Genomic DNA, 23,050 nt, shown 5'->3' on the forward strand with positions numbered 1-23,050 from the left:
TTCAGAAGGCACGCCCATGCAAACCGACCATCCCCAGCAACCCACAGTCCTCGATCCGCTTTTCATAGAACAGGCCTACCAGGACAGTTTCATCGGCAAGCGCTTACCGCTCTGGCTTCGATCGGCCAGTGCCGACCAGCTCTTCGTGCTCGGCTATGCGCTACGCCGCAGCTTGGCCATTCGCCAGCAACTGAGTAAGGCGCTGGCGCGTATTCAGGGCATCGACAGCTTCGCCGTATCCGCACTCGAGCTGGCGCTGAAGGAGCATTACCACGACGAGTACAGCGTACGAAGCTGGAGGTTTATCGCCGGGCACCGGGAGCCGGTGATCAATCAACAGCCTGTTGGTGCTCATCTGACCGAAGTCGTCTACGAAGAAATGCCGCTGATCGAGGCGGCGCTGCGCAATTTCACCGCCGCTGAAAGCGAGGCCGGGGGCCAGCCCAGAGGTAATCGCCTGCTGAGTTCAAGAGCGGGCGAGGTGACGCCACCCACTGCCATCGAGTTTGCCAGGCTGTGCCGTGACGTCGACCTCGGCGGGCAGTATCAGCGTCATTTGGATGCAGTCCTGCAGCCGTCATCGGACTCGAACGAGGCTGCCGATAGCGTGCCCAGGCTGCTGGCCGATTCGCACCGCTATACCCTGCTGGTCGACGCCTACCAGGCCAGGCTCAAGGGGGTGCTCAGTGAGGACGAACTGCAACTGGTGATCGGGCTGTGCAACAACGACAGGTTAAGCCGCCTTGGCGGTGATGCCGTCGTCGCCAAGCAACTGAGCCTGCTCGGCTGCAACATCGAGCAGATTGTCGTGTTCGATGTCATCGATGAAGGGTTGTTGCGCAACACCACCAAGCGCGTATTGGTGTATGTCCCAGGAGATCCGAACGGGCCCTGGAGTACCTTCAAAAGCCTGCGCTCCCTGGCCAATGGCTTGGGTAGGCGTCTTCGCTCAACAGACTATCAGCGCTTTTTCAGTCGCTTTGTCCGGCGACGTGACAGTCAGCGCTTTTATTCCGTGGTGATTCCTGGCTACGCAGATCTCGCGATCTGGGCCAATATCAGCCTTGACGAACACATGAGCGCCTATCCCGTGCCGTTGTTCGACAGTCTGGCCAAGGCCCGCATTGCGCAGATCAAGGACGATGCAGCGATGATTGCAGTGCCGGTAGCCGCAGTCGATCGCGAGGTCCAGCGTGAGCACGACCAGCGCCTGGCCGCTGAAGGCTGGGCGTTGCTCAGCCTGGCCGGCTTTTTTGTGCCGGTAATCGGCGCGGCGTTGCTGGCGGTTAGTGCCTGGGAGATGCTCGGTGAGGTCTACCATGGCATCGAGGCCTGGCATGACGGCGATACCAGCGCGGCTCTGGATCACCTGCTCAATGTTGCCACCGACCTTGCCGTGATAGCAGTCACGGCTGCTGGTGTCAGCGTTGCGCGCAGGCTGTGGAACCGCTCTTCTGTGGTCGATGCCTTGGTACCGGCGCAGTTGGAAGACGGTACGCATAAACTGTGGAACCAGGATCTGCTGCCATTTCGCAGCGAAGCGCCAGCGCCCGAGGTGCCACGTGACGTTCTGGGTATCCGGCGTCTGGGCGATCAGTCGTGGATCGAAATGGATGGACACCACTATGCCGTGGTTCAGCGCGCCACCGATGGTCAATGGCAGTTGCGTGCGCGCAACGGCCATGGCCCGCAGTTGTGTCACAACACCGCCGGTGGCTGGCGCTTGTGGTCTGAACAACCGGCGCAGTGGGACGACACCCGCCGTATGTTCCGTCGTCTTGGCGGGCGCTTGGGTGATCTTGACGATGAGCAGATTGACCAGGTACTGAGCATCCATGGTCTGCATGCGGACCACCTGCGCGCAATGCATGTGCACGCGCTGGCCGCGGAGGCAGAACTGCAGGACAGTGTGATGCGCATCAGGCTGGATCAGCGAATACGCAACGTGCTCCGTTGTTTGCGTTCGGGAGAGCCGGTCGAGGACATCACGGTGTTGCAGCATGTGCAGGTGCTGCCGGGGGCGGCGGGAGTGCCCGACCAGCAACTGGCCGAGCTGGCCTGGAGCCAGCGTCGACCGCTGTTTCAGCAGTTATATGAGAACATGCAAAACACCGAGGGTCGCGCTACTGCGGCGCTGCGCCGTGTGTTCCCGAGCCTGCATGGTCGAGCAGCAGATGACCTGCTGCGCCTGGCGAGCGCCGCCGATCGCCAGGCTCTGGTGGATACCGCAAGGGTGCCGCTACGCCTGGCCGAGGCGGCCAGGATCAGCGTCCGGCGGATTCGCATAGCCAGGGCTTATGAGGCGTTTATTGTCGATGTGCCGCAGCATGCCGACCTGGCCCGGGTCGCTCTGGGGATGCTCAAGCATCTGCAAGGTGCCAGCACCGGCGTGCGCTGGCGCGTGTTCGAAGGCTATGCCGGTGGCCCGCAGTTACTGTCGACCGAGGAGGGGGCTCAGGTGTTCGACCTGGTCCATCGCAATGGACAGTTCCAGCGCCTGGATGCGCAAGGCTCGCCACTTGGCGATCCGGGGGAATTGTTCGAGGTCATGGCTGCTGCCTACACCGATAGCCAGCGCGAGGCGATGGGGATTGCCGAGCCCTTTGCACACAACTTGAGGGTGCTGCTCTGGCGCCAGGCTGAGCAACGCCGACAAGAGGTTGAAACGCTGTTGAGTACCGGCACCGGTAATGGCTGGTTCCGGGCGCCGCAGCGCCTGGCCGATGGTCGGATCGGCTATCCATTGAGCGGTCGCAGTCCGGGTCGCGATTCGTGCAACAGCAGGCCGCAGGCCTTGTTCGCAATGGTTCGGGCGCTGTACCCGACCTTCAATGATGCGCAAGTCGTGGCCTGGATAAATGATGTGCATGACTCGGGGTTATCGCTCGAGGCCGAGCTGGCCAGGCTCGGCGAGGAACTCTCCGCACTGGACAGGCATCTGTACCGTTGGCAAAGGCAACCGGGTACTGCCAGTGAGCGGGATGAGCGGCGCTTTTTCAGGCGCTCGTTGATCGGTTGCTGGCAGCGCAGGGCAAATATTGGCTCCAATCTAAATCAGCAAGCGTTGAACTATCGCTTCACCTTGTATGGCGTGTCAGCGGGAGCGCTGCCCGATTTACCGGAACAGGTCAGCTTTTCTCATGTTTACGAACTGGCACTGCTGGGGATGGAGCTGCAGGAATTGCCCGATGCTTTCCTGCGCGTCTTCAGTAACCTGCGGATCCTGGAACTCTCCGGCAATCAGCTGACCCGATTGCCGCAGGCCCTGATGCAACTGGAGCATCTGCGTGAGCTGGATCTGTTCAACAACCAGATTGTTCTGGATTCTGCGCAGGCTACGATCCTGGCCAGTTGCGAATCCCTTGAATACGTCAATCTATCCTACAACCCGCTGGGGCGCACTTTCTCGTTGCATGGCCTGAGCCGCTTGCGTCGCCTGCACCTGCGCCACACGAGAATCAATGCACTGCCTGATGGGCTACTGGAGTGTCCCGAACTCCTCGTGGCCGACCTGCGCGAGAACCAGATCAGGCAGCTACCGGAGTCTTTCTATCAGTCGCCGTCATGGATCAGGCGCATCATCATGCTGGCGGACAACCTGTTCAGCGCCCAAGAGGCACAGCGCCTGCAAGCCTCGCTGTGGGACCCCGGTGCGCTCCCTGTTCCTGGTGATAGCGAAGACTTGCTGGCCACACGCCAACGATGGCTCGACGCAGCTCAGAACCTGATGCGTGATGAACTGTCGATGTGTTGGGAAGGCCTGGAGCGAGAAGCACCGACCGATGATTTTTTCCGCATGCTGGGGCGGCTGCTGGACAGCGCTGATTTTCAGCACAACAGCCAGGCCCTGGCCGATCGGGTGTTCACCATGATCAAGGCCATGAATGAGCAGGCCAGCCTGCGCGATGAACTCTTCAACTACACGACACAGAACCTGACCTGTGAGGACAGTGTCGCTTTGTGCTTCAGTAACCTGGAGCTGCGTATGCTGGTGTGGCGGGCGCGCTTCACGGCTGACAATCCACAGGATGCCTTACTCCATCTGGGGCGCCAACTTTGGCGCCTGGACGAGGTCGATCGCATTGCCCTGGATGACATTCAGGCGCGACGTAGCGCGGGCGGCAATCCAGACGAGATTGAGGTCGGCCTGGCTTATCGGCTGGCCCTGCGTGATGCGCTTGATTTGCCGGCCCAGCCCGATCAGATGCTGTATGGCGACATCGCGGGTGTGGATGCGGATCGCATCGCACAGGCTCAGGCCCGGGTAGTGGCTGGCGAGACACCCGAGCGACTGGCGCATTCATTGGTAGTGCGAGAGTTCTGGCAGGAGCACCTGTTACGTACGCACAGAGCACGATTCGACACGATTGACTCCCCCTTCCATGATCGTCTTGCTGTCTTGATGGATGCCGAGACGGTCCCGGACGGAGAGCGTGTGGCGCAGATGAACCGTATCAGGGACGCCCGTCAGGAGGCGCAGAGGGCCTTGATGCTTGAACTCACACTAGACCTGCTGCGGAGGGCATAGCTTGCTACCCGGGGACCAGGGTTCGGTTCTGGCGGCGTATGCGTAAAGACTGTGCACTGTCGCCGCCTTGAACGATTTCACTCACGCTGTTGCCTGCTGCCCATTCACCACCTGACCCGGACCCCCAGGTTGCCTATCACGCCGTTCAGGTCATTGTCATCGACATCGCTGCTGTAGTCGGCGCTGACGAACAATGCCACTTTCGGGGTTACCCGTGCCACTAAGCCCAAGCCCACTTCTACTGTGGTGGAGTTGCGGCCGCTGCTGATCTTGTCGACCTGATCCAGGGCGACGGTGTCGGCGTTGGAGAAGTCGTACCAGACGTTAGTACGCAGGAAGGGTTCGATGGGCATGCCGCGCACGTTGTAGCGCGCAGACAATTTGGCCCCGACCCGGCCGGTCCAGTTCGGCTGTTGGTCGAAGGCTTGCTGGGTGTCGGTCTGGGTCTGGCTGCCGGGGAAGTACTGTTGGTTGATCAATTGTGCCTGCGGCTCGATCGTCCAGTTGGCGCCCAGGCTGATCGGAAAGCCACCTTCGACCGACAAGGTCAGGGCATGACCATCACCATCCAGGCGCTGGCCGTTCTCGCTGCGGCCGTTGACGTCGAAACGCGTACCCATGGCCACCGCATCGATGTGCCAGCCTTGATCATGGGTCATGCTCCAGTACATACCGAGGCTTTCACCTTCCAGGTTGACGTTGGACTTTTTGTCGCCCACTTGCGGTTTGCGCATGCCATCGAAGCCGCTTTGCAGGCTGCTGTGACCGACGAAGAAACCGGCACGGTGAGTATTGCCGTTGCCGGTTTCACGGATGAACAGGTCCGGGCTGATCTGCAGGCTCTGGTTGTTCAGTTCCAGGCGCGAGGGGGCAGGCGCGCCGTTTCTGATCGGCGTCGGGAAGAACGGGGCCCACTGGCTGGCGATGGTGTCGGAGGCTGCCGGCGCGTTGCGCTCGGCCAGGCGCTCGGAGAAAGCGCTCAGGGTGCTCAGGCCCAGGCCGCTGGCACTGACCGGTGTCAGCGACAAACCCTGCAATCCCTGCAAAGTCTGCATTTGCGTTTGTACGAGGGTGCTATACGGGTCTTTATCCTCCAGGCCCAACGCATGGGTTTCCAACGGGGTTGCAAGAAGCAGCGACGTGGAAACCGCGTAGAAAACATACTCAAAGCCTGACGGATTCGGAGTTTTTTTCATGGCGGATCTCCTCTGATGTTACAGCCAAGGTTTCTGGCCTGATGTCACGGGCTGTAATGCAAAACCAGAGGGCGACCCAAACCAGCTAAACCGGTCTCTTTCGCGCGCTGAAAGGCGCGAGCTAGAGGCTCGGAAAGGAGTTATGCAATGCTGCATTACATGTAGCTAAGGAGAGGAGAGCGCGGGCGTCAAGAAAGCGTTAAATAACCGTTGTCAAGCTATTGGATAGGGCAATTTGCTGAAATTAAACAATTATTTACATTGCATAGTCGTGATGGCTCTTTCGGCCACCACGGCTAATGCCGAATCATTGCTAAAGCTGTACTTCGACAGCCAGCGGCAGATGATCGGAGAGATGGCTCCAGGGTTTGTTTCCCAGAATGCGCGGGGCATGGCTGTTGGCATTGCGCAGGTAGATACGGTCCAGGCGCAGCAACGGTAAACGCGCGGGGTAGGTTCGCGCCAATAAACCATGATGACGCTCGAATGCCTCGTGCAATCCCCGGTGTAACCCCAGGGTACGGTTGCCGTGCAGCTTCCAGTCATTGAAATCGCCGGCAATGATGACCGGCGCGTCAGCCGGCAGCGAGTCGAGCAGACGGCGCAGCAACTGCAATTGCTTTTGCCGGTGGCTTTCCAGCAGAGACAGATGTACGCAGACCGCGTGGACGTGTGGCTGGCCGGGGACTTCCAGTACGCAATGAAGCAGGCCGCGGCGTTCCGGGCCGTTGATCGAGACGTCCAGGTTGCGGTGCTCGATGATCGGGTACTTGGACAACAGGGCATTGCCATGATGGCCATCCGGGTAGACCGCGTTGCGGCCATAGGCGAAGTCGGTCCACATGCTGTCGGCGAGAAATTCGTACTGCGACGTCTGCGGCCAGCCCGCGTAACGGGCGGCGTGGCGGTCGTGGCTGCCGAGCACTTCCTGGAGAAAGACGATGTCGGCCTGCGTGCTGCGAACCGCCTCGCGCAATTCGGGCAGGATAAAGCGCCGATTGAAGGCGGTGAAGCCCTTGTGGGTGTTAACGGTCAGTACCTGCAGTCGGCGGACTGCCGGCGTCTGGTGAATGGCTGCAAGGAGAGTGAGGTCCGGTTCGCGTTTCACGGTTGCTCCTGATCAACAAGCCTACTGCATGGGACTGAATCCCGGGCGCCCAGTTCCCGCTGTTCAATTGTCGTCTTCAAGTTGCAACTCCAAAAGCACCAATGAGCGCCCGCAGACCTCGAGCGGGCTGTCGAACGCATGTTGCTCGCCCTTGCGTAGCTGTGGCCGATCGGTATCGATCAGGCAGTTCCAGTATTCGCCTTCGGGCACCTGCGGCAGCGTGAAGGTGATGCTGTCGTGCTGGGCATTGACGATCAGCAACAAGGTGGCATCGGCACCGGGACGCTGGATGCCGCTGACTTGAGCGCGACCATCCATGAGCATACCCAGGCAGCGGCCCTGACTGTCCTGCCATTGTTCGACACTCATCTCACTGGCCTGCGGCGTCAGCCAGGTGACGTCCTTGACCCCGATGGCCTCATTGTAGTCACCGACCAGAAAGCGTGAGCGGCGCAGCACCGGGTAGTTCAAGCGCAGTTTGGTCAGGCGCTTGACGAACTTGAGCAGCGCCGCCCCCTCGTCATCCAGTTGCCAGTTGACCCAGCCGATCTCACTGTCCTGGCAGTAGGCATTGTTGTTGCCATGCTGGGTGCGGCTGAACTCGTCACCGGCGACGATCATCGGCGTGCCCTGGGCCAGCAGCAGGGTAGCGAAGAAGTTGCGCATCTGGCGCAGACGCAAGGCGTTGATCTCGGGATCATCGGTGGCACCTTCGACGCCATGGTTCCAGGAAATATTGTTGTTGCTGCCATCCTGGTTGTTTTCGTCGTTGTCCTCGTTGTGTTTGTCGTTGTACGAGACCAGGTCGCGCAGAGTGAAACCGTCGTGGGCGGTGATGAAGTTCACCGAGGCGTAGGGGCGGCGGCCACGGCGGTTGAACAACTCGCCAGAGGCAGTCATGCGCGCGGCAAAGTCGGCCAGCTGGCCTTCATCGCCTTTCCAGAAGGCTCGCACGGTGTCGCGAAAGCGGTCGTTCCATTCGGCCCAGCCGGGGGCGAAATTGCCCACCTGGTAGCCACCGGGGCCGCAGTCCCAAGGCTCGGCAATCAGTTTGACCTGGCTCAGCAGCGGGTCCTGGCGACAGGCGACGAGGAAGCTGTGGCGTTCGTCGAAGCCTTCGTGATAACGGCCAAGGATGGTCGCCAGGTCGAAGCGGAAACCATCCACGTGCATCTCGCCCGCCCAGTAGCGTAGCGAGTCGGTGACCAGTTGCAGCACACAGGGGTGGCTCAGGTCGAGGGTGTTGCCCGTGCCCGAATCGTTGATGTAGAGGCGCTTGTCGTCGGGCATCAGCCGATAGTAGGAGGCATTGTCGATGCCGCGCATGGACAGGGTCGGCCCCAGTTCATTGCCCTCGGCGGTGTGGTTGTAGACCACATCGAGGATCACCTCCAGGCCGGCATCGTGCAGGTGCGCGACCATCTCCTTGAACTCGGCGATCTTGCCGTTGGCCAGGTAGCGCGGATGTGGGGCGAAGAAGGCAATGCTGTTGTAGCCCCAGTAGTTGTTCAAACCCTTTTGCAGCAAATGCTGGTCATTGACGAAGGCATGGATCGGCAGCAGCTCGATGGAGGTAACCCCCAGTTGCTTGATGTGGCCGAGCAGTTCGTCGCACATCAGCCCGGCAAAGGTGCCGCGATTGTCCTCTGGCACCGCCGGATGGCGCATGCTGATGCCACGGACATGGGCTTCATAGAGGATGGTGCGGTCCCAGGGCACGCTCACGCGCTGGTCGCGGCCCCAGGTGTAGGCCGGGTCGATGACTTTGCATTTGGGTACAAACGGCGCGCTGTCGCGGTCATCGAAACTGAGGTCGCCATCGGGATGACCGATGGTGTAACCAAACAATGCTTCGGACCATTTCAGGCTGCCCACCAGTTGTTTGGCGTAAGGATCGATCAGCAGCTTGTTGGGGTTGAAGCGGTGGCCGTTCTGCGGCTCGTACGGGCCATGCACGCGGTAGCCGTAGATCTGCCCGGGGTGCGCATCGGGCAGGTAGCCGTGGAAGATTTCGTCGGTGTATTCCGGCAGTTCGATACGTTCGAGTTCAATTTCGCCACTGGCGTCGAACAGGCACAGCTCGACCTTGGTGGCGTGGGCCGAGAACAGGGCGAAGTTGACGCCCAAACCATCCCAGGTCGCACCCAGCGGGAACGGCAGGCCTTCGCGAATGCGCGAGGGTTCGACGACAGCGGCAGGCTTTTTCATGGGGCTCCTTGATCGTCTTGGTTTATCGCGGGGCAAGTCCACTCCCACCGGGATTTACCCACCCCCGGTGGGAGCGGGCTTGCCCCGCGAAAAAAATCATGCAACCGGCGGCTTCTTCGTCGTCCTTGGCTTTTTCGTCGCTGCCGGTTTGCTGGGGGGAGCTACCGGCACCGCCGGCTTGGCCTTGGCCTTGCGTGGTGTTGCCTTGGGCGCCAAGGCTTCGGCTTCGGCAAGCTTGCGCGCCATTTCCCAGTGGCGGGATTCCTGGCCCTCGGGTTTTCCTTCCGATTCCCAGATCTGGTAGGCGAATTCGCGGACACGTTTTTCTTCAATACTCATCTCGACGCTCCTGATGGCTTAGGCATGATCAATCAACAGGTTGAGCGGAAACTCCTTGAGTACAGCGCTGAGTAACAGCTCCTTTGAGGCTGTGACTGCGCTGCTGGCAAAAAGTCCCGAGCAATTGGCAGGTGACAAGGCAAACGGCAACAGCAGCCGGGTATCGTCCCAGGTCTGCGCCGGGATCAAGGGAATCGGAGTATGTGCAAGCAAGCCACAGGCCAGGCGCGGCACAATCACAATCGCCCGCGCGGTATCAGTCACGCGGGCGAAAGCCAGCACCTGCGCGGCGTGTTTACCCTGTACCGGCAGCGGCAGGTACTGGCCCTGGGCAAACAGCTCGGGGTACTGCTGGCGGCGCTCCAGCACCTGGCTGATCAGCGCTTGCTTGACCCGACCGCTGCGCCAATCCTGGAGCAACTGCGCGGTATTGGTGCTTTCATCCAGTCCCAGGCGGCGCGCGGTATAGTCCACGGCGCGGCGGTTGTCCGGGTCGACCAGGCTGAAGTCCCAGAACTCGTTGCCCTGGTACAGGTCAGGCACCCCGGGAACGGTCATGCGCAACAGGCATTGGCCCAGGCTGTTCAACGCACCTGCAGCGGCGATGGAGTGCGCCGCCTGGGCCAGGGAGTGACGCAGCTGCTGATTCTGTGGGTCTTGCAGCAAGCCCTGGATGAAGGCCAGACAGGCCTGCTCGTAGGCTTCGTTCGGGGCGTTCCAACTGCTGTGCAACTTGGCTTCACGCAGGGCCTTGCGTTGCCATTGCTGCAGACGTTGTGCGTAAGCCTGCAGTGCCAGTGGATCGCTTTCGTCCAGGGCTAACGGCCAACTGCCTAGCAACGTCTGGTACAGCATCCACTCATCGGCAGGTCCCGGTGCAATCCCGTCGGCAAGTTCACTGCGCAGCGGTGCGGCGAGTTCCCGCCAATGTTCGACGCGGCTGACGAACCAGTCGCTGCGTTCACTGATCACGGCCAGGCGTGCGCGGTTGTCTTCGCCCCGCTTGTGGTCGTGGGTGGCGGTACACAACAGGTTGTGCGGGAATTGTTGCAGGCGCTGCGCGCAGGCCTGGTGGAAGGCTTCGACCGGTGCGCTGAAGCGCTCGGTATCGAAGCCGACGTCATTACGTGAGAGCAGTACAGCCGAGCGATAAAAGGCGGTGTCTTCGACGGCTTTGGCGGCGGCCGGCGCGGTCAGTTGCTGAAAGCGGATGCAGGCATGGCGAAGATGCTTGCGCGGACGGCCAGGGGGCAGGCTGCGCCAGGGTTGCCCGCCGAGCCAGCGCTGCAGCGCGTCGAGCACCGGCCAGTCGCCTTCACTCAGGCTGTGCCGGGCGCCTGCCAGTGCCTGCTCAAAGAAGGGCGCATCCTCGCCTGGACGGCCGCAGGCATTCAGATAGGTACGGTACACCGGGTAGTGTTCGACCAGAGCCTGCAGTGCCCGGCGAATGGTGCCCAGGGTCAGGTCGCGGCTCATCAGGTCATCGCGGGCCACTTGCAGCAAGGCCTGAGCGACTGATTCGAAATCCCCGGCCAGGCTACCGCCGAGGACCTGCTGACGGGCCAGGCGCACTTCTTCGGCAAAGGCCGGACGTTCGCTCAAGATGCCCCAGGCTTCGTTGAGAAGGTCTGCGCCGCTCGGGTCATGCTGCAACAGGCTGACCTGGTTCATGAATTCATAGCCGGTGGTGCCATCCACACCCCAGTCACGGTGCAAGTGCTCGTTCCCGGCAAGAATCTTCTCGACGTAGATCGGTATATGTTCCAGCGCCGCGCTCAAAGGCCGCTGCGCCAAAAGTGCATCGACACGCCGCCGCAGCTTGCGGCAATAACCCCGCGGATCGGCCAGGCCATCGATATGATCAATGCGCAGGCCGTCGACCAGGCCCTTGGCAATCAACTCGAAGATTTTCTGGTGGGTGGCTTCGAACACTTCGCTGCGCTCGACCCGCAGGCCGGCGAGTTCATTGATATCGAAAAAGCGCCGCCAGTTGATGTCATCGGCGGCGGTCCGCCAGCTGGCCAGTCGATAGGCCTGATGTTCGAGCAGGCCGTGCAGGCGCTCGAATCCTGCTGGAGTGCGTGCATCGAAGGCTTCGAGCAATGTGCCGATGGCAGCCCTGCTGGCCAGTGCGACAAGTTCCTGCTGCAGCAGCACGGCCTTGTCGGCTGCCTGGCTGGCACTGTGCAAGGCGGCGAAGCGCATGCCCAACGCTTGTACCTCGGTGTTGTCACTCAGGCACAGCACTTGTCCGTAATCAGTCGGGCTGACGGGAAAACGGTGCTCATGGTGGCGGACATGAAAGCTGCCGTCACGCGCCAGGAAACACAGTCGCAGGTCTCCCGCTTTCAACGCGGCGCCGTAGTCGCTGGCAAGAAAGGGCAGCAGTAACTGCCCTTCGAGCAAAGGGTCGGCGGAATGCCACTGAATGTCGAAGAAGCTGCCGTAGCGGCTGCGCCGGCCCCAGGTCAACAGGTCCTGCCACCAGGGGTTGTCACTGCCAACGGCCATGTGGTTGGAGACGATGTCGAGGATCAGGCCCATGCCATGCAGGCGCAACGCCGCGACCAGTCTCGCCAATGCCGCTTCGCCGCCCAGTTCGGGGTTGACCCGGGTCGGGTCGATCACGTCATAGCCGTGTTGCGATCCGGGACGTGCACAGAGCAGCGGCGAGGCGTACAGGTGAGTGACCCCCAGGCGGGCGAAGTAGGGCACCAGTGGCAGCGCGTCGTCGAGGGTGAAGCCGGCGTGAAACTGCAGGCGCAGCGTGGCACTCAAGACTTTCAACGGTCGCGCTCCCAGGCTTGTTCCCGGGCTTGGGCCAGCAGCTCCAGGCGCCGCGCGGCATCGGCATCGTCCAGCAAAGTGGTGGCCGGCAGGGCAAAGCGGCGCCGCCAGTTGGGATGGCTTTCGATGGTGCCGGGGAGGTTAGGCTGTTCGTCGACGCCCAGCAGGTCTTCCAGTGGAAGTAGCACCAAGGGCGCGCGGGTATGGCCCAGGTAGCGGATGCAGGCGTCGATCACGCTGTCGCTGTCGGCGTGCGGGCCGTAGTTGTGTTCCAGCGTCCGTTGTAGACCCTGACGCTCCTGTTCACGGGTGTCGCGCCAGTGCCGTTCGGTGATGGCGTCAATCAGCGAGAGGCGCTGGCTCCAGTCGATGTCGCGGGCCTGCAGCCAACCGGCCAGGGAGGGCAGGTCGTGGGTGCTGGAGGTTGCCAACGCATTGTCGGGCCAGTCGAGGATGGGTTTGAAGTGGCCGGGCGGATCTTGCTCGAACTGCAGCACGCGCATGCCCAGAATGGCCCGCTGGGCCAGTTTTTCGCGCAGGCCTTCGGGCACGGTGCCGAGGTCTTCGCCGAGGACAATCGCCCGGTGACGCACTGACTCCAGGCACAGCAGGCGCAGCAGGTCATCGAGCGGATAGTGCAGGTAGGCACCTTCGCTGGCATGCGCGCCCTGGGGGATCAGCCACAGGCGCTGCAGGCCCATGACATGGTCGATGCGCAAGCCACCGGCATGGGTAAAATTGGCCCGGAGCATTTCGATGAACGCGCGGTAGCCGTTGCGCCTTAAACCCTCGGGCGAGAAGGCACAGATCCCCCAGTTTTGCCCGGAGCGATTGAGCACATCGGGTGGCGCCCCGACGTTGAGTTCGGCCAGCAGCTCATCCTGACGCGTCCACGCCTGGCTGCCGGCGCCGTCGGCACCCACGGCAAGGTCGGCGATCAGGCCGATGGCCATGCCATTGCTGCGGGCAGCGTCCTGGGCACGTTGCAGGCTGCGTTCAATCAACCACTGGCAGAAGGCGAAAAACTGGATCTGCTGCTGATGGTTCTCGGCAAAGGCCGCAACCTCCGGGCTGTGTGGGTCGTGCCAGGCATCGGGCCACTGCCGCCAGTCCTGTCCCAGTCCGCGTGCCTGGGCTTCGGCAAGCAGCGCTTCAAAATGGCAGTGCTGGATCAGGGCGTCGCCGGCTTGTTCACGGTAGCTGTCAAAATCGACGAGTAACGGGTGGTCGCCGTCGATGAAGTCCTCAAACAGGCAGTACAGCACTTGATAGCGGCTGGCGGCAGCCTCGGGCCAGTCGATCAAGGGTTGCTGTTCGAGTTGCTGCACCTTGTCCTCCAGGCCCAGGGTTTCGATGGCCATGCGCACCACGCGCTCGCCAAGGAGGGCCGAGGGGCTGGCGTACAGACTGTTGAGAAACAGGCGGCTGGACGGCGAGTACGGACTGTAGCGGCGGGTGTCGCTGACGAACATGGCGTGCAACGGGCTGATTGCCAGGGCGTCGGCGCCACGTTCGGCGGCGCTGCGGGCCAGTTGTTCGAGGGCCAGGCAGTCGCCGAAGCCACCATCACCTTGACGGCGCAGGCTGTAGAGTTGCGCGCTGATACCCCAGCAACGCGGTGTCGGAGTGTTCAGGGCATCCGCGAGGCTGAAGCAGCGGGTCGGCGCTACAGCCAGGCTGAAATGCTGCCCGCTGATGTCCACCTGGTGGTAGCCGATGGGCAGTCCGGGAGGCAGCGCACTGTGGGCGTCCAGTTGCAGCTGCAGGAAGGTGCCATCTTCCTGCTGCACCCGGCACGGGCTGGCGGCGGGGAAATAGGCGGACAGGTCCAGCGCCTGCTGCACATCAACGGTAAACAGTGGCGGCAAGTGCCGGGCGTCATGGGCAACGGTCAGGGCCTTGATGCTGGCAGCAATCTGCTCGGCATCGTCGGCAGGATGGCCAAGTCCGGCCAGCACCCGCCGCAATGCTGGATCACTGACGCGTTGCGCACGGCCGTTGGCGTCGATCCAGTCGACGGCAACGCCCGCCAGTTCTGCCAGTTGCTGCAGCGGTGCATCAATCATGGGCACGCTCCGACATGTGAGGGGGTAGCAGGCTGACCAGGGTGGAGTAGGGCGGTAGTTGATCATCGCCTAGCGGCTCGGTGCTGCAACCGTAAAGGTGCGTGGCGGCGTCGGGCAGCGCGGATGGCACGGCGCTGTCGCCGAGGTTGAGGTCGATGCGCAGTACACGGCCGTCGCTTAGGCGCCAAAGGGCGGTCAGGGCCTTGTCGGCAATCACCTCGGCACCCAGGGCGCGGCAGCCTTGCAGGTGAGCGGTGAGGTGCTGGTGACGCAACTGCAACAGCTGTTGATAGAACGCTTGCCAGGGCTGCTGCGGATCATCCGGCACCTGCAGGCGTGAAACATTGAACGTGGCCAGGGCATTGGGATCGGGAATCGCCGCCCGTTGCACGGGGTCGGCGAAAGCCCTGAACCCTGCGAACTCGGCGCGTCGTCCCTCGCGCACGGCATCTGCCAGGGCGTCGTGGTGGTCGGTAAAAAACAGGAAGGGTTGCTCGCTGCCCCATTCTTCGCCCATGAATAGCAGCGGGATCATGGGTGAGAGCAACAACAACGTGGTGGCCGCGCGCAACGCCTGGGGCGGGCAGAGTCGGGTCAAGCGCTCGCCCTGGGCACGGTTGCCCACCTGGTCATGGTTCTGCAAGAACAATATGAACGTGCTGGGCGGCAGGTGTGCGCTGGGTTCGCCGCGGGGGCGCCCCTTGCGATCAGGTTCACCCTGGAAGACGAAACCCTGACTCAGGCATCTGGCCAGCTTGTGCGCAGGTGCCTGGCAGAAGTCGGCATAGTAGGCTTCATCTTCCCCGGTCAATAGCACGTGCAAGGCGTTATGGCCGTCATCGTTCCACTGACCGTCGAACACGCCTTCGAGCAAGCTTGCCTGATTGTGCTCATTTTCAATGGTCAGCCAGACGTGTCTGCCTGCGGCGATGGTTCGCCGCACACGCTGGCTGAACGCATAAAGAAAATCCGCATCATCAATGGCGTGCACCGCATCCAGGCGCAAACCGTCGAAGCGGTAGTCGTGCAGCCACATCAGGGCATTTTCGATAAAAAAATCGCGGACCTGGCGGCGGCGAAAATCGATAGCGTTACCCCAGGGCGTCGTCAGCTCCTGGTGAAAGAAGTCGTGTGCATAGTGATTGAGGTAGTTGCCGTCCGGGCCGAAGTGGTTGTAGACCACGTCCAGCAGCACCATCAGGCCGTGACCGTGGGCCTGATCGATCAGTTGGCACAGTTGCTCAGGTGTGCCGTAACTGTGTTGCGGGGCGAAGGGCAGCACGCCGTCATAGCCCCAGTTACGCTCGCCGGGAAACTGGCTAAGCGGCATCAATTCGATGGCGGTCACACCTAGGGCCGCCAGTCGCGGTAACTGCTCGGCCACTTTGCTGTAGCCACCCATGAGGCCTACATGCACTTCGTAGATCACCGCTTCATGCCAGGGCCGACCCTGCCAATGGCTGTGCTGCCATGTGTACGCCGCAGGGTCAATGACCTGGCTTGGGCCGTGCACGCCGTCGGGTTGAAAGCGCGAGGCCGGGTCGACAACCTGCTGTACGCCGTCGATGCAAAAGTAATAGCGACTGCCCGCGACAGCGGGCCAGCGCCCGCGAAACCAACCGTCGGCACCCCGCTGCAAGGGCAGGCGCCGGTCGGGTTGCAGGCACACCTCGACGCTGTGGGCATCGGGTGCCCACAACGCGAAGCGCACGGTGCTGCTGTCGAGCATCACGGCCCCGTGGGTCGCGAACTGATCTGACCTCAAGGGCATACCTGCCACCTCGTGCTCAGCGGCCCGTCACATGAGCCCGCTCAACCAGTTCCTCATACAGCCGTGCATAGGGTTCAACCGCTTGGCACCAGTTGAACGGCTGGGTCATCGCCAGGCAGCGCATGGCGCCCAGCAGGTCCTTTTTGCCGTACACATAGAAGGCCCGGGAGAGTGCTTCGCGGTAGCTGTTGACGGTGGATTCATCGAACAGAAAACCGGTAACCCCGTTCTCAATGGTGTCGGCCAGCCCGCCGGTGTTGCGCGCTACCGGCAAGGAGCCGAAGCGTTGTGCATACATCTGGCTCAAGCCGCAGGGCTCATAGCGCGATGGCATCAGCAGGAAATCGCTGCCGGCAAACATGCGTCGGGCATCGGTTTCGTTGAAGCCGATGCGCACGCCAACCTGTCCAGGATGGCGCAGGGCCAGTTCGCGCATGGCCTGTTCTTCTTCCGGCTCGCCACGCCCGATGATTGCGATCTGGCCACCCTGGCTGACAATGTAGTCGGCCACGCCCAAGGTCAGGTCCAGACCCTTCTGATAGACCAGTCGGGAGACCACGGCAAACAGCGGACCGGTCGAGGGCTTGAGTTCGAACAGCTCGCGCACCTGGCGGCTGTTGACCGCCTTGCCATCCCAGTCATTGAGACTGAAGGGGTGGGCCAGGTGCGGGTCGCTGGCCGAGTCCCAGCTTTCGTCGATGCCGTTGGGAATACCGCTGAGCAAGCCTTGCTGGGCTTTGCTGCCGAGGAAACCATCAAGGCCGCAGCCGAAGGCCGGGGTGGTGATTTCCCGGGCATAGGTGGCGCTGACCGTGGTGATGTGGCTGGAGTAGGCAAGGCCGGCCTTGAGGAACGACAGCTTGCCGTAGAACTCCATGCCTTCCTGTTGCAGGGCATGGGCGGGGATTGCCAGTTCCGGGCAGCAGGCGCGGCTGACCACGCCTTGATAGGCCAGGTTGTGAATGGTGAACAGGGTGGGCGTTTGCAGGCCGCGCCAGTGCATGTAGGCCGGTGCCAGGCCCGCTGGCCAGTCGTGGGCGTGAACCAGGTCGGGCTTCCAGTGGACCATGCCTTCACCCGCGGCAATCTCGGCAGCGGCCAGGCCCAGGCGGGCGAAACGGATATGATTGTCCGGCCAGTCCCGGCCGTTGTTGGCACCATAGGGAGTGCCTTCGCGTTGATACAGCTCCGGGCAGATCAGCACATAAATGACCAGGCCGTCGGCCAGGTCCATGCGCCCGATCTTGCAGGGCGGCAATGCCGCATGACCGCCCAGCTCACCGACCAGATGGATGGGATTTTCGCTTTCCAATACTTGCGGGTAACCGGGAATCAACACGCGTACGTCATGCAGATGGCGCATTGCTCGCGGCAGGGCAGCGGAAACGTCGCCCAGGCCGCCGGTCTTGACCAGGTCGGCGATTTCCGAAGTGACGAACAGGACTTTGCGCTTGTTCGGGTTATGCCGGGAATCGGCGCCAGGTGCCTTGGCTGTCGTGCTGAAGTCCGTGGTCACTGACGCACGGTTATCCGGGGTGAAATGCTCTACATGAGGTTCGACAGCGGCACTGATCATACTTCTCTCCGTCCCTATGTTGCGGGTGTGGCCACCCATTTATTGTGTGTCTGCTAAAGGCGTCTCTCTGTGGGTGAAGCAACTTTGCGTCCATGCCCGTAAACCGTGCGCGCAAGCGCTACGCGAGGCGGCGATCCAGCGGCCGGCGTGGTGAAGCGAAATGGGGTGTTCGAGTCTCGCCCGGATGTCCAGAAACGTCGGCCTCATAACGTGCTGACCTACTGCGATTTCAGAAAGTTCGACTTATTTCTGTCGTATTTTCCGGACAATCTCGTGGCCGAATACTGAGTGTAGGAGAGATAACGCGAAAAATGTGACCCGCTGGTCACTTTACTTTCGCTCAGGGGCATACCGTAGAATCAACCCAGCGTCGAGCCCGCGGTCGACGGCACTTTTATTTGCAATTGGGGAAGACAATGGACGTCGAACAGATATTGGTACTACAGGCCAGCTACAGCAATCCGCTGCATGCCGAGGCGATTGGCGTGGTGCTCGACCACTATGCGCGCGACCCGATGGGCGGAGGGCAGGCGCTTGATCCGCAGTTGTTGGCGCAGTTACCGGAAGAGCTGGCGAAGCGGTCGCATGCCTTCAGCGTTCTGGCCTTTGTCGATGGCCAGCCTGCCGGGCTGGTGAATTGTTTCGAAGGATTCTCGACCTTTGTCTGCCGACCGCTGGTGAATATCCATGACGTGTCGGTAGTGCCCGCGCACCGCGGTAAAGGCCTCAGTCACAAGATGCTGGCCAAGGTCGAGGAGATTGCCCGCCAGCGAGGTTGCTGCAAGCTTACGCTGGAAGTGCTCGAAGGAAATCCGGCCGCGCAGGGTAGCTACCGTACCTTTGGATTCGAGCACGCCCGTTTCGACCCGGCCCATGGCGCCATGCAGTTCTGGAGCAAAGCGCTCTAGGCCGTCGTGCAGATTGCTCAGGCGTGTGTGGCTGGAGTGTCCGCCTGGGCTTGCTGCAACTGCTGGCTCAACTGCGCCACTTGCTGCTGCAAGCGGTCGCGCTCTTCGCGCAAGCGGCGCAACTCATCCCGGTGCACCGTCACGTAGAGGGTTTGGGGCGGCATTTTCGGTAGAAGGGTGGCCATTGCATACCTCGCGAAGGGCTGTTGTTTGTTACAAGCGTAGCCGCTCGATCGGGCGGGGATTCTGAATTCTTTTTTCCGTCATGGGAACTTTTTTGTTTCCCGCTGTCTTGCCGCTCGTCGCTGAACCAAGCACCCGCAGGCTGGACTAACCTTGAAGGCCTGAACGGTCCGTTTTCAACAGTCAGGGGAGCATCGGCACATGCAACTGGGAATCGTGGGGCTGGGCCGCATGGGCGGCAATATCGCAAGACGCTTGATGCGTGGCGGCCATAGTACGGTCGTGCATGATCGCGACCGCAACGCTGTGAAAACCCTGGAGGAAGAAGGTGCCAATGGCGCACACGACCTTGGCGCGCTGGTGGCCAAGCTGAAAAAGCCACGAGCGGTCTGGGTAATGCTGCCAGCCGGAGAGCCGACCGAGCAGACCATCGCGCAACTGACCGACATGCTCGACGCCGACGATGTCATCATCGATGGCGGCAACACCTTCTACAAAGATGACATCCGTCGCGCCGCAGACCTGGCCAAACGTCAATTGCACTACATCGATGTCGGCACCTCCGGCGGTGTCTGGGGCCTTGAGCGCGGTTATTGCATGATGATCGGCGGCGAGAAAAACGTGGTCGAGCGCCTCGATCCACTGTTCGCCACACTGGCCCCCGGCGTCGGCAATATTCCCCGCACCCGTGGCCGCCAGGGCCCGGCCGGGCGCGCCGAGCAGGGTTACATCCATGCGGGTCCGGCAGGGGCCGGGCACTATGTGAAGATGATTCACAACGGTATCGAGTACGGCTTGATGCAGGCCTACGCCGAGGGCTTCGACATCCTCAAGAGCAAGGGCAGCGAGGCCTTGCCGGTCGAGCAGCGCTTTGATCTGGATGTGGCCGAGATCGCTGAAGTCTGGCGCCGCGGCAGCGTGGTCACCTCGTGGCTGCTGGACCTGACCGCCGATGCGCTGGTGGCCGACCCGCAGCTGGGTGGCTATAGCGGCTCGGTGGCGGACAGTGGCGAAGGGCGTTGGACCATCGATGCGGCGGTGGAGCAGGCCGTTCCTGTACCGGTGCTGTCCAGCGCCTTGTTCGCGCGGTTTCGCTCGCGCCAGCAACAGGGTACCTATGCCGACCGGATGCTCTCGGCCATGCGCTTCGGCTTTGGTGGTCATGTCGAGAAGAAAGCCGAATGAGCACTACAGCGATCGAAACCGCGCCACCCTGCACGCTGTTCCTGTTCGGCGCCAATGGCGACCTGGTCAAGCGCCTGTTGATGCCGGCCGTTTACAACTTGAGCCGCGACGGATTGCTGGATAAAAACCTGCGTATCGTCGGAGTCGACCACAACGCTGCCACTGACGCGGAGTTCGCCCAGCGCCTGGAAGCGTTCATGCGCGAGCGCGACAAGGCCAGTCAGGGTGACAAGTGTCTGGATGAGAAACTGTGGGGCCGCCTGGCCAAGCGCATCGGCTACCAGACCGGTGATTTTCTCGACGACGCAACCTACCAGGCCATTGCCCGGCGTATCGAGAAGAACCCCAGTGCCAACGCAGTGTTCTACCTGGCCACCTCGCCACGCTTCTTCAGTGAAGTGGTACAGCGACTGGGGGCCGCCGGGCTGCTCGATGAAAGCGACGGCTTCAGGCGGGTGGTGGTGGAAAAACCCTTCGGCTCCGACCTTGCCAGTGCCGAGGCGCTCAACGCCTGTTTGCTCAAGGTCATGAGCGAAAAACAGATCTACCGTATCGACCATTATCTGGGCAAAGAAACGGTGCAGAACATTCTGGTCAGCCGCTTCTCCAACGGCATCTTCGAAGCGTTCTGGAACAACCACTACATCGATCATGTGCAGATCACCGCCGCCGAAACCGTTGGCGTGGAAAGTCGCGGCGCCTTCTATGACAGCACCGGAGCCCTGCGCGACATGGTGCCCAATCACCTGTTCCAGCTGTTGGCGATGGTGGCGATGGAGCCCCCCGCGGCGTTCGGTGCCGATGCGGTACGCAGCGAAAAAGCCAAAGTGATCGGCGCCATTCGCCCCTGGTCGAAAACCATGGCCTTGAAGCATTCAGTGCGTGGCCAGTACACGGCAGGCAAGCAAGGCCGCAAGCAGCTGCCAGGTTACCGCGAAGAGCCGCGGGTCGATCCGCAGAGCCAGACTGAAACCTTCGTGGCCTTGAAAGTCATGATCGACAACTGGCGTTGGGTCGGCGTGCCGTTCTACCTGCGTACCGGCAAGCGCATGAGCGTGCGCGACACCGAGATCGCCATCTGCTTCAAACCGGCGCCTTATGCGCAGTTTCGCGATACCGAGGTCGAACGGCTGCAGCCGAACTACCTGCGCATCCAGATCCAGCCAAATGAAGGGATGTGGTTCGATTTGCAGGCCAAGCGCCCGGGGCCGGCGTTGGCGATGGAGAACATCGAACTGGGTTTCGCCTACAAGGACTTCTTCAAGATGCAGCCGTCCACCGGCTATGAAACCTTGATCTATGACTGCCTGACCGGGGACCAGACGCTGTTCCAGCGTGCTGACAACATCGAGAACGGCTGGCGTGCGGTGCAGCCGTTTCTCGATGCCTGGAAGGAGGGTGGGGAAGTACAGCCCTATGCTGCGGGTGAGGATGGCCCGGTCGCGGCTGAAGAACTGCTGAGCCGCGACCGCAGGCTTTGGCACCCGATCGGGTGAGGGTGAAAAGCGTCGCGGGGCAAGCCCGCTCCCACCGGGTCCTGAGCTGCCCTCTGTGGGAGCGGGCTTGCCCCGCGATGAGGCCGCTATAACCAGTAAGTCACCGCCCACCAACCCAGGCCGCCCATCACCACCGTGTAGGGCAGTGCCATCCACACCATCCGCCCATACGACAGGCGAATCAGCGGCGAGATCGCCGAGGTCAGCAGAAACAGGAACGCCGCCTGGCCGTTCGGCGTGGCCACGCTGGGCAGGTTGGTGCCAGTGTTGATCGCCACCGCCAGGGTCTCGAAGTGTTCGCGGCTCATATGGCCATCGAGGAACGCCTGTTTGACCTCGGTGATGTAGATGGTGGCAACAAACACGTTATCGCTGATGGCCGAGAGCAAGCCGTTGGCAATAAACAGCATGCCCGGTTGCTGATCCGCCGGCAGTGCCAGCACCCACTGGATCAGCGGGGTGAACAACTGCTGGTCGTGAATCACCGCGACCACCGCAAAGAACACCACCAGCAGCGCGGTGAACGGCATGGCGTCCTGGAAGGCGCGGCCCAGGCGGTGCTCGTCGGTGATGCCGGTAAAGGCGGTGATCAGCACGATCACCAGCAGGCCGATCAGGCCCACTTCAGCAATATGCAGACCCAGTCCGACAATCAGAATCAACGCGGCCAGACCTTGTACCCACAGAGCGACACGCTGATGCGTGGTGCGCTGGGCATCGTCTTCAGCGGCATAGGTGGCCAGCACCTGGCGTACGTTGTCCGGCAGCAGGGTGCCGTAGCCAAACCAGCACAGCTTCTCCAGCAGCACGCAGGTCACCAGGCCGGCGACCAGCACCGGCAGGGACACCGGGGCGACCTTGAGGAAGAAGTCGCCGAAGTGCCAGCCCATCTCATGACCGATCAACAGGTTCTGCGGTTCGCCCACCAGGGTGCAGACGCCACCCAGCGCCGTACCCACGGCACCGTGCATGAGCAGGCTGCGCAGGAAGGCGCGAAACTGTTGCAGGTCGTCGCGTTGCAGTTGGGCAATGGCGTGATCGCTGTCCAGGTTCGACTCTTCGCGTGGATTGGTCCCCGAGGCGACCCGGTGGTAGACCGAGTAGAAGCCGACCGCGGCGCTGATGATCACCGCGGTAACGGTCAGGGCATCGAGAAACGCCGAGAGAAACGCCGAGAGAAAGCAGAACAGCAAGGCCAGCAGCGCCTTGGAGCGCACGCCGAGAAGAATCCGCGAGAACAGGAACAGCAGCAGGTCCTTCATGAAGTAGATCCCGGCGACCATGAACATCAGCAGCAGGATTACCGGGAAGTTGTGCTGCAGCTCGTCATACAGTGCCTGCGGCGTACTCATGCCCAGCACCAGCGCTTCGATCACCAGCAAACCGCCCGGCATCAGCGGATAGCATTTGAGCGCCATGCCGAGGGTGAAGATGAACTCGATCACCAGCACCCAGCCAGTGACCACCGGGCCGAGGGTGAACAGCAGCACCGGGTTGAGCAGCAGGAACAGGCACAGGGTGGCCTTGTACCAGCGGGGTGACTGCCCGAGGAAGTTATGGGCCAGGGCGCCGACCAGGGAGCGGGACATGAAAATGTATCCTAATAATTCAACAGGAGCGCAAAGTGCCGGATACAGGCCATCAGATCAAGGTAAAAGTCCCGGTTTTGGCACAAGCGCAGTCTTTGACTCGGTGGGTG

General features: G+C 61.8%; 13 protein-coding genes and 1 pseudogene. 4 read left to right on the top strand and 10 right to left on the bottom strand.

Going from position 1 to position 23,050, the window contains the following annotated elements; all coding sequences use genetic code 11:
- The first annotated feature begins 16 nt into the window (after positions 1-16).
- Positions 17-4,528 carry an NEL-type E3 ubiquitin ligase domain-containing protein gene (locus tag ACO6VD_RS15180; RefSeq protein WP_422420168.1) on the top strand — a complete coding sequence of 1,504 codons (4,512 nt, stop codon included), beginning with the start codon at positions 17-19 and terminating at the stop codon, positions 4,526-4,528.
- 104 nt (positions 4,529-4,632) lie between these two features.
- On the opposite strand, the gene ACO6VD_RS15185 is transcribed toward ACO6VD_RS15180, so the two are convergent.
- From ACO6VD_RS15185 to glgA, 8 genes are all read right to left on the bottom strand, one after another.
- Positions 4,633-5,724: an autotransporter domain-containing protein gene (locus ACO6VD_RS15185; RefSeq protein WP_422420170.1), complete on the bottom strand. Its 1,092-nt coding sequence runs from the start codon at positions 5,722-5,724 to the stop codon at positions 4,633-4,635.
- A 313-nt stretch (positions 5,725-6,037) separates the two neighbouring features.
- Positions 6,038-6,832, bottom strand: a complete 795-nt coding sequence (locus ACO6VD_RS15190; RefSeq protein ID WP_422420172.1) for an endonuclease/exonuclease/phosphatase family protein — start codon at positions 6,830-6,832, stop codon at positions 6,038-6,040.
- 63 nt (positions 6,833-6,895) lie between these two features.
- Positions 6,896-9,040: a glycogen debranching protein GlgX gene (gene glgX / locus ACO6VD_RS15195; protein WP_422420174.1), complete on the bottom strand. Its 2,145-nt coding sequence runs from the start codon at positions 9,038-9,040 to the stop codon at positions 6,896-6,898.
- A gap of 96 nt (positions 9,041-9,136) precedes the next feature.
- Positions 9,137-9,379 (bottom strand): DUF2934 domain-containing protein, encoded by a 243-nt coding sequence (locus tag ACO6VD_RS15200; protein WP_422420176.1) that lies wholly within the window; start codon positions 9,377-9,379, stop codon positions 9,137-9,139.
- An 18-nt stretch (positions 9,380-9,397) separates the two neighbouring features.
- Complete coding sequence (locus ACO6VD_RS15205) at positions 9,398-12,166, bottom strand: malto-oligosyltrehalose synthase (RefSeq protein ID WP_422420178.1); 2,769 nt, start codon at positions 12,164-12,166, stop codon at positions 9,398-9,400.
- Positions 12,163-14,232 carry a 4-alpha-glucanotransferase gene (malQ, locus tag ACO6VD_RS15210; RefSeq protein WP_422420180.1) on the bottom strand — a complete coding sequence of 690 codons (2,070 nt, stop codon included), beginning with the start codon at positions 14,230-14,232 and terminating at the stop codon, positions 12,163-12,165. Before malQ ends, ACO6VD_RS15205 begins: the two co-directional genes overlap by 4 nt.
- Complete coding sequence (treZ, locus tag ACO6VD_RS15215) at positions 14,225-16,003, bottom strand: malto-oligosyltrehalose trehalohydrolase (RefSeq protein WP_422420182.1); 1,779 nt, start codon at positions 16,001-16,003, stop codon at positions 14,225-14,227. The genes malQ and treZ overlap by 8 nt, the downstream gene beginning before the upstream one ends.
- A 16-nt stretch (positions 16,004-16,019) precedes the next feature.
- Positions 16,020-17,579 (bottom strand): glycogen synthase GlgA, encoded by a 1,560-nt coding sequence (glgA, locus tag ACO6VD_RS15220; RefSeq protein WP_422420184.1) that lies wholly within the window; start codon positions 17,577-17,579, stop codon positions 16,020-16,022.
- A gap of 416 nt (positions 17,580-17,995) precedes the next feature.
- On the opposite strand from glgA, the gene ACO6VD_RS15225 reads away from it, so the two are divergent.
- A complete protein-coding gene (locus tag ACO6VD_RS15225; protein WP_422420186.1) occupies positions 17,996-18,487 on the top strand; it encodes a GNAT family N-acetyltransferase in 492 nt (163 codons plus the stop codon).
- Positions 18,488-18,504: 17 nt separating this feature from the next.
- Here ACO6VD_RS15225 and ACO6VD_RS15230 read toward each other — a convergent pair whose 3' ends face one another.
- The gene (locus tag ACO6VD_RS15230; RefSeq protein ID WP_422420188.1) at positions 18,505-18,672 is read right to left on the bottom strand and encodes a DUF6026 family protein; all 168 of its coding nucleotides are present in this window, start codon (positions 18,670-18,672) and stop codon (positions 18,505-18,507) included.
- 193 nt (positions 18,673-18,865) lie between these two features.
- Between ACO6VD_RS15230 and gnd the strand changes: the two are divergent.
- Both gnd and zwf read left to right on the top strand, forming a co-directional pair.
- Positions 18,866-19,855: pseudogene (gene gnd / locus ACO6VD_RS15235) on the top strand (phosphogluconate dehydrogenase (NAD(+)-dependent, decarboxylating)); the annotation flags it as partial.
- On the top strand, positions 19,852-21,351 hold the full coding sequence (gene zwf, locus ACO6VD_RS15240; protein ID WP_422420190.1) for a glucose-6-phosphate dehydrogenase: 1,500 nt from the start codon (positions 19,852-19,854) through the stop codon (positions 21,349-21,351). The pseudogene gnd and the gene zwf, both read left to right, overlap by 4 nt.
- A gap of 86 nt (positions 21,352-21,437) precedes the next feature.
- On the opposite strand, the gene nhaB is transcribed toward zwf, so the two are convergent.
- Positions 21,438-22,940, bottom strand: coding sequence for a sodium/proton antiporter NhaB (gene nhaB, locus ACO6VD_RS15245; RefSeq protein WP_422420192.1), 1,503 nt, complete (start codon positions 22,938-22,940; stop codon positions 21,438-21,440).
- Positions 22,941-23,050 lie beyond the last annotated feature (110 nt).

Source organism: Pseudomonas sp. GZD-222, from assembly GCF_049310525.1.
Classification (GTDB): domain Bacteria; phylum Pseudomonadota; class Gammaproteobacteria; order Pseudomonadales; family Pseudomonadaceae; genus Aquipseudomonas.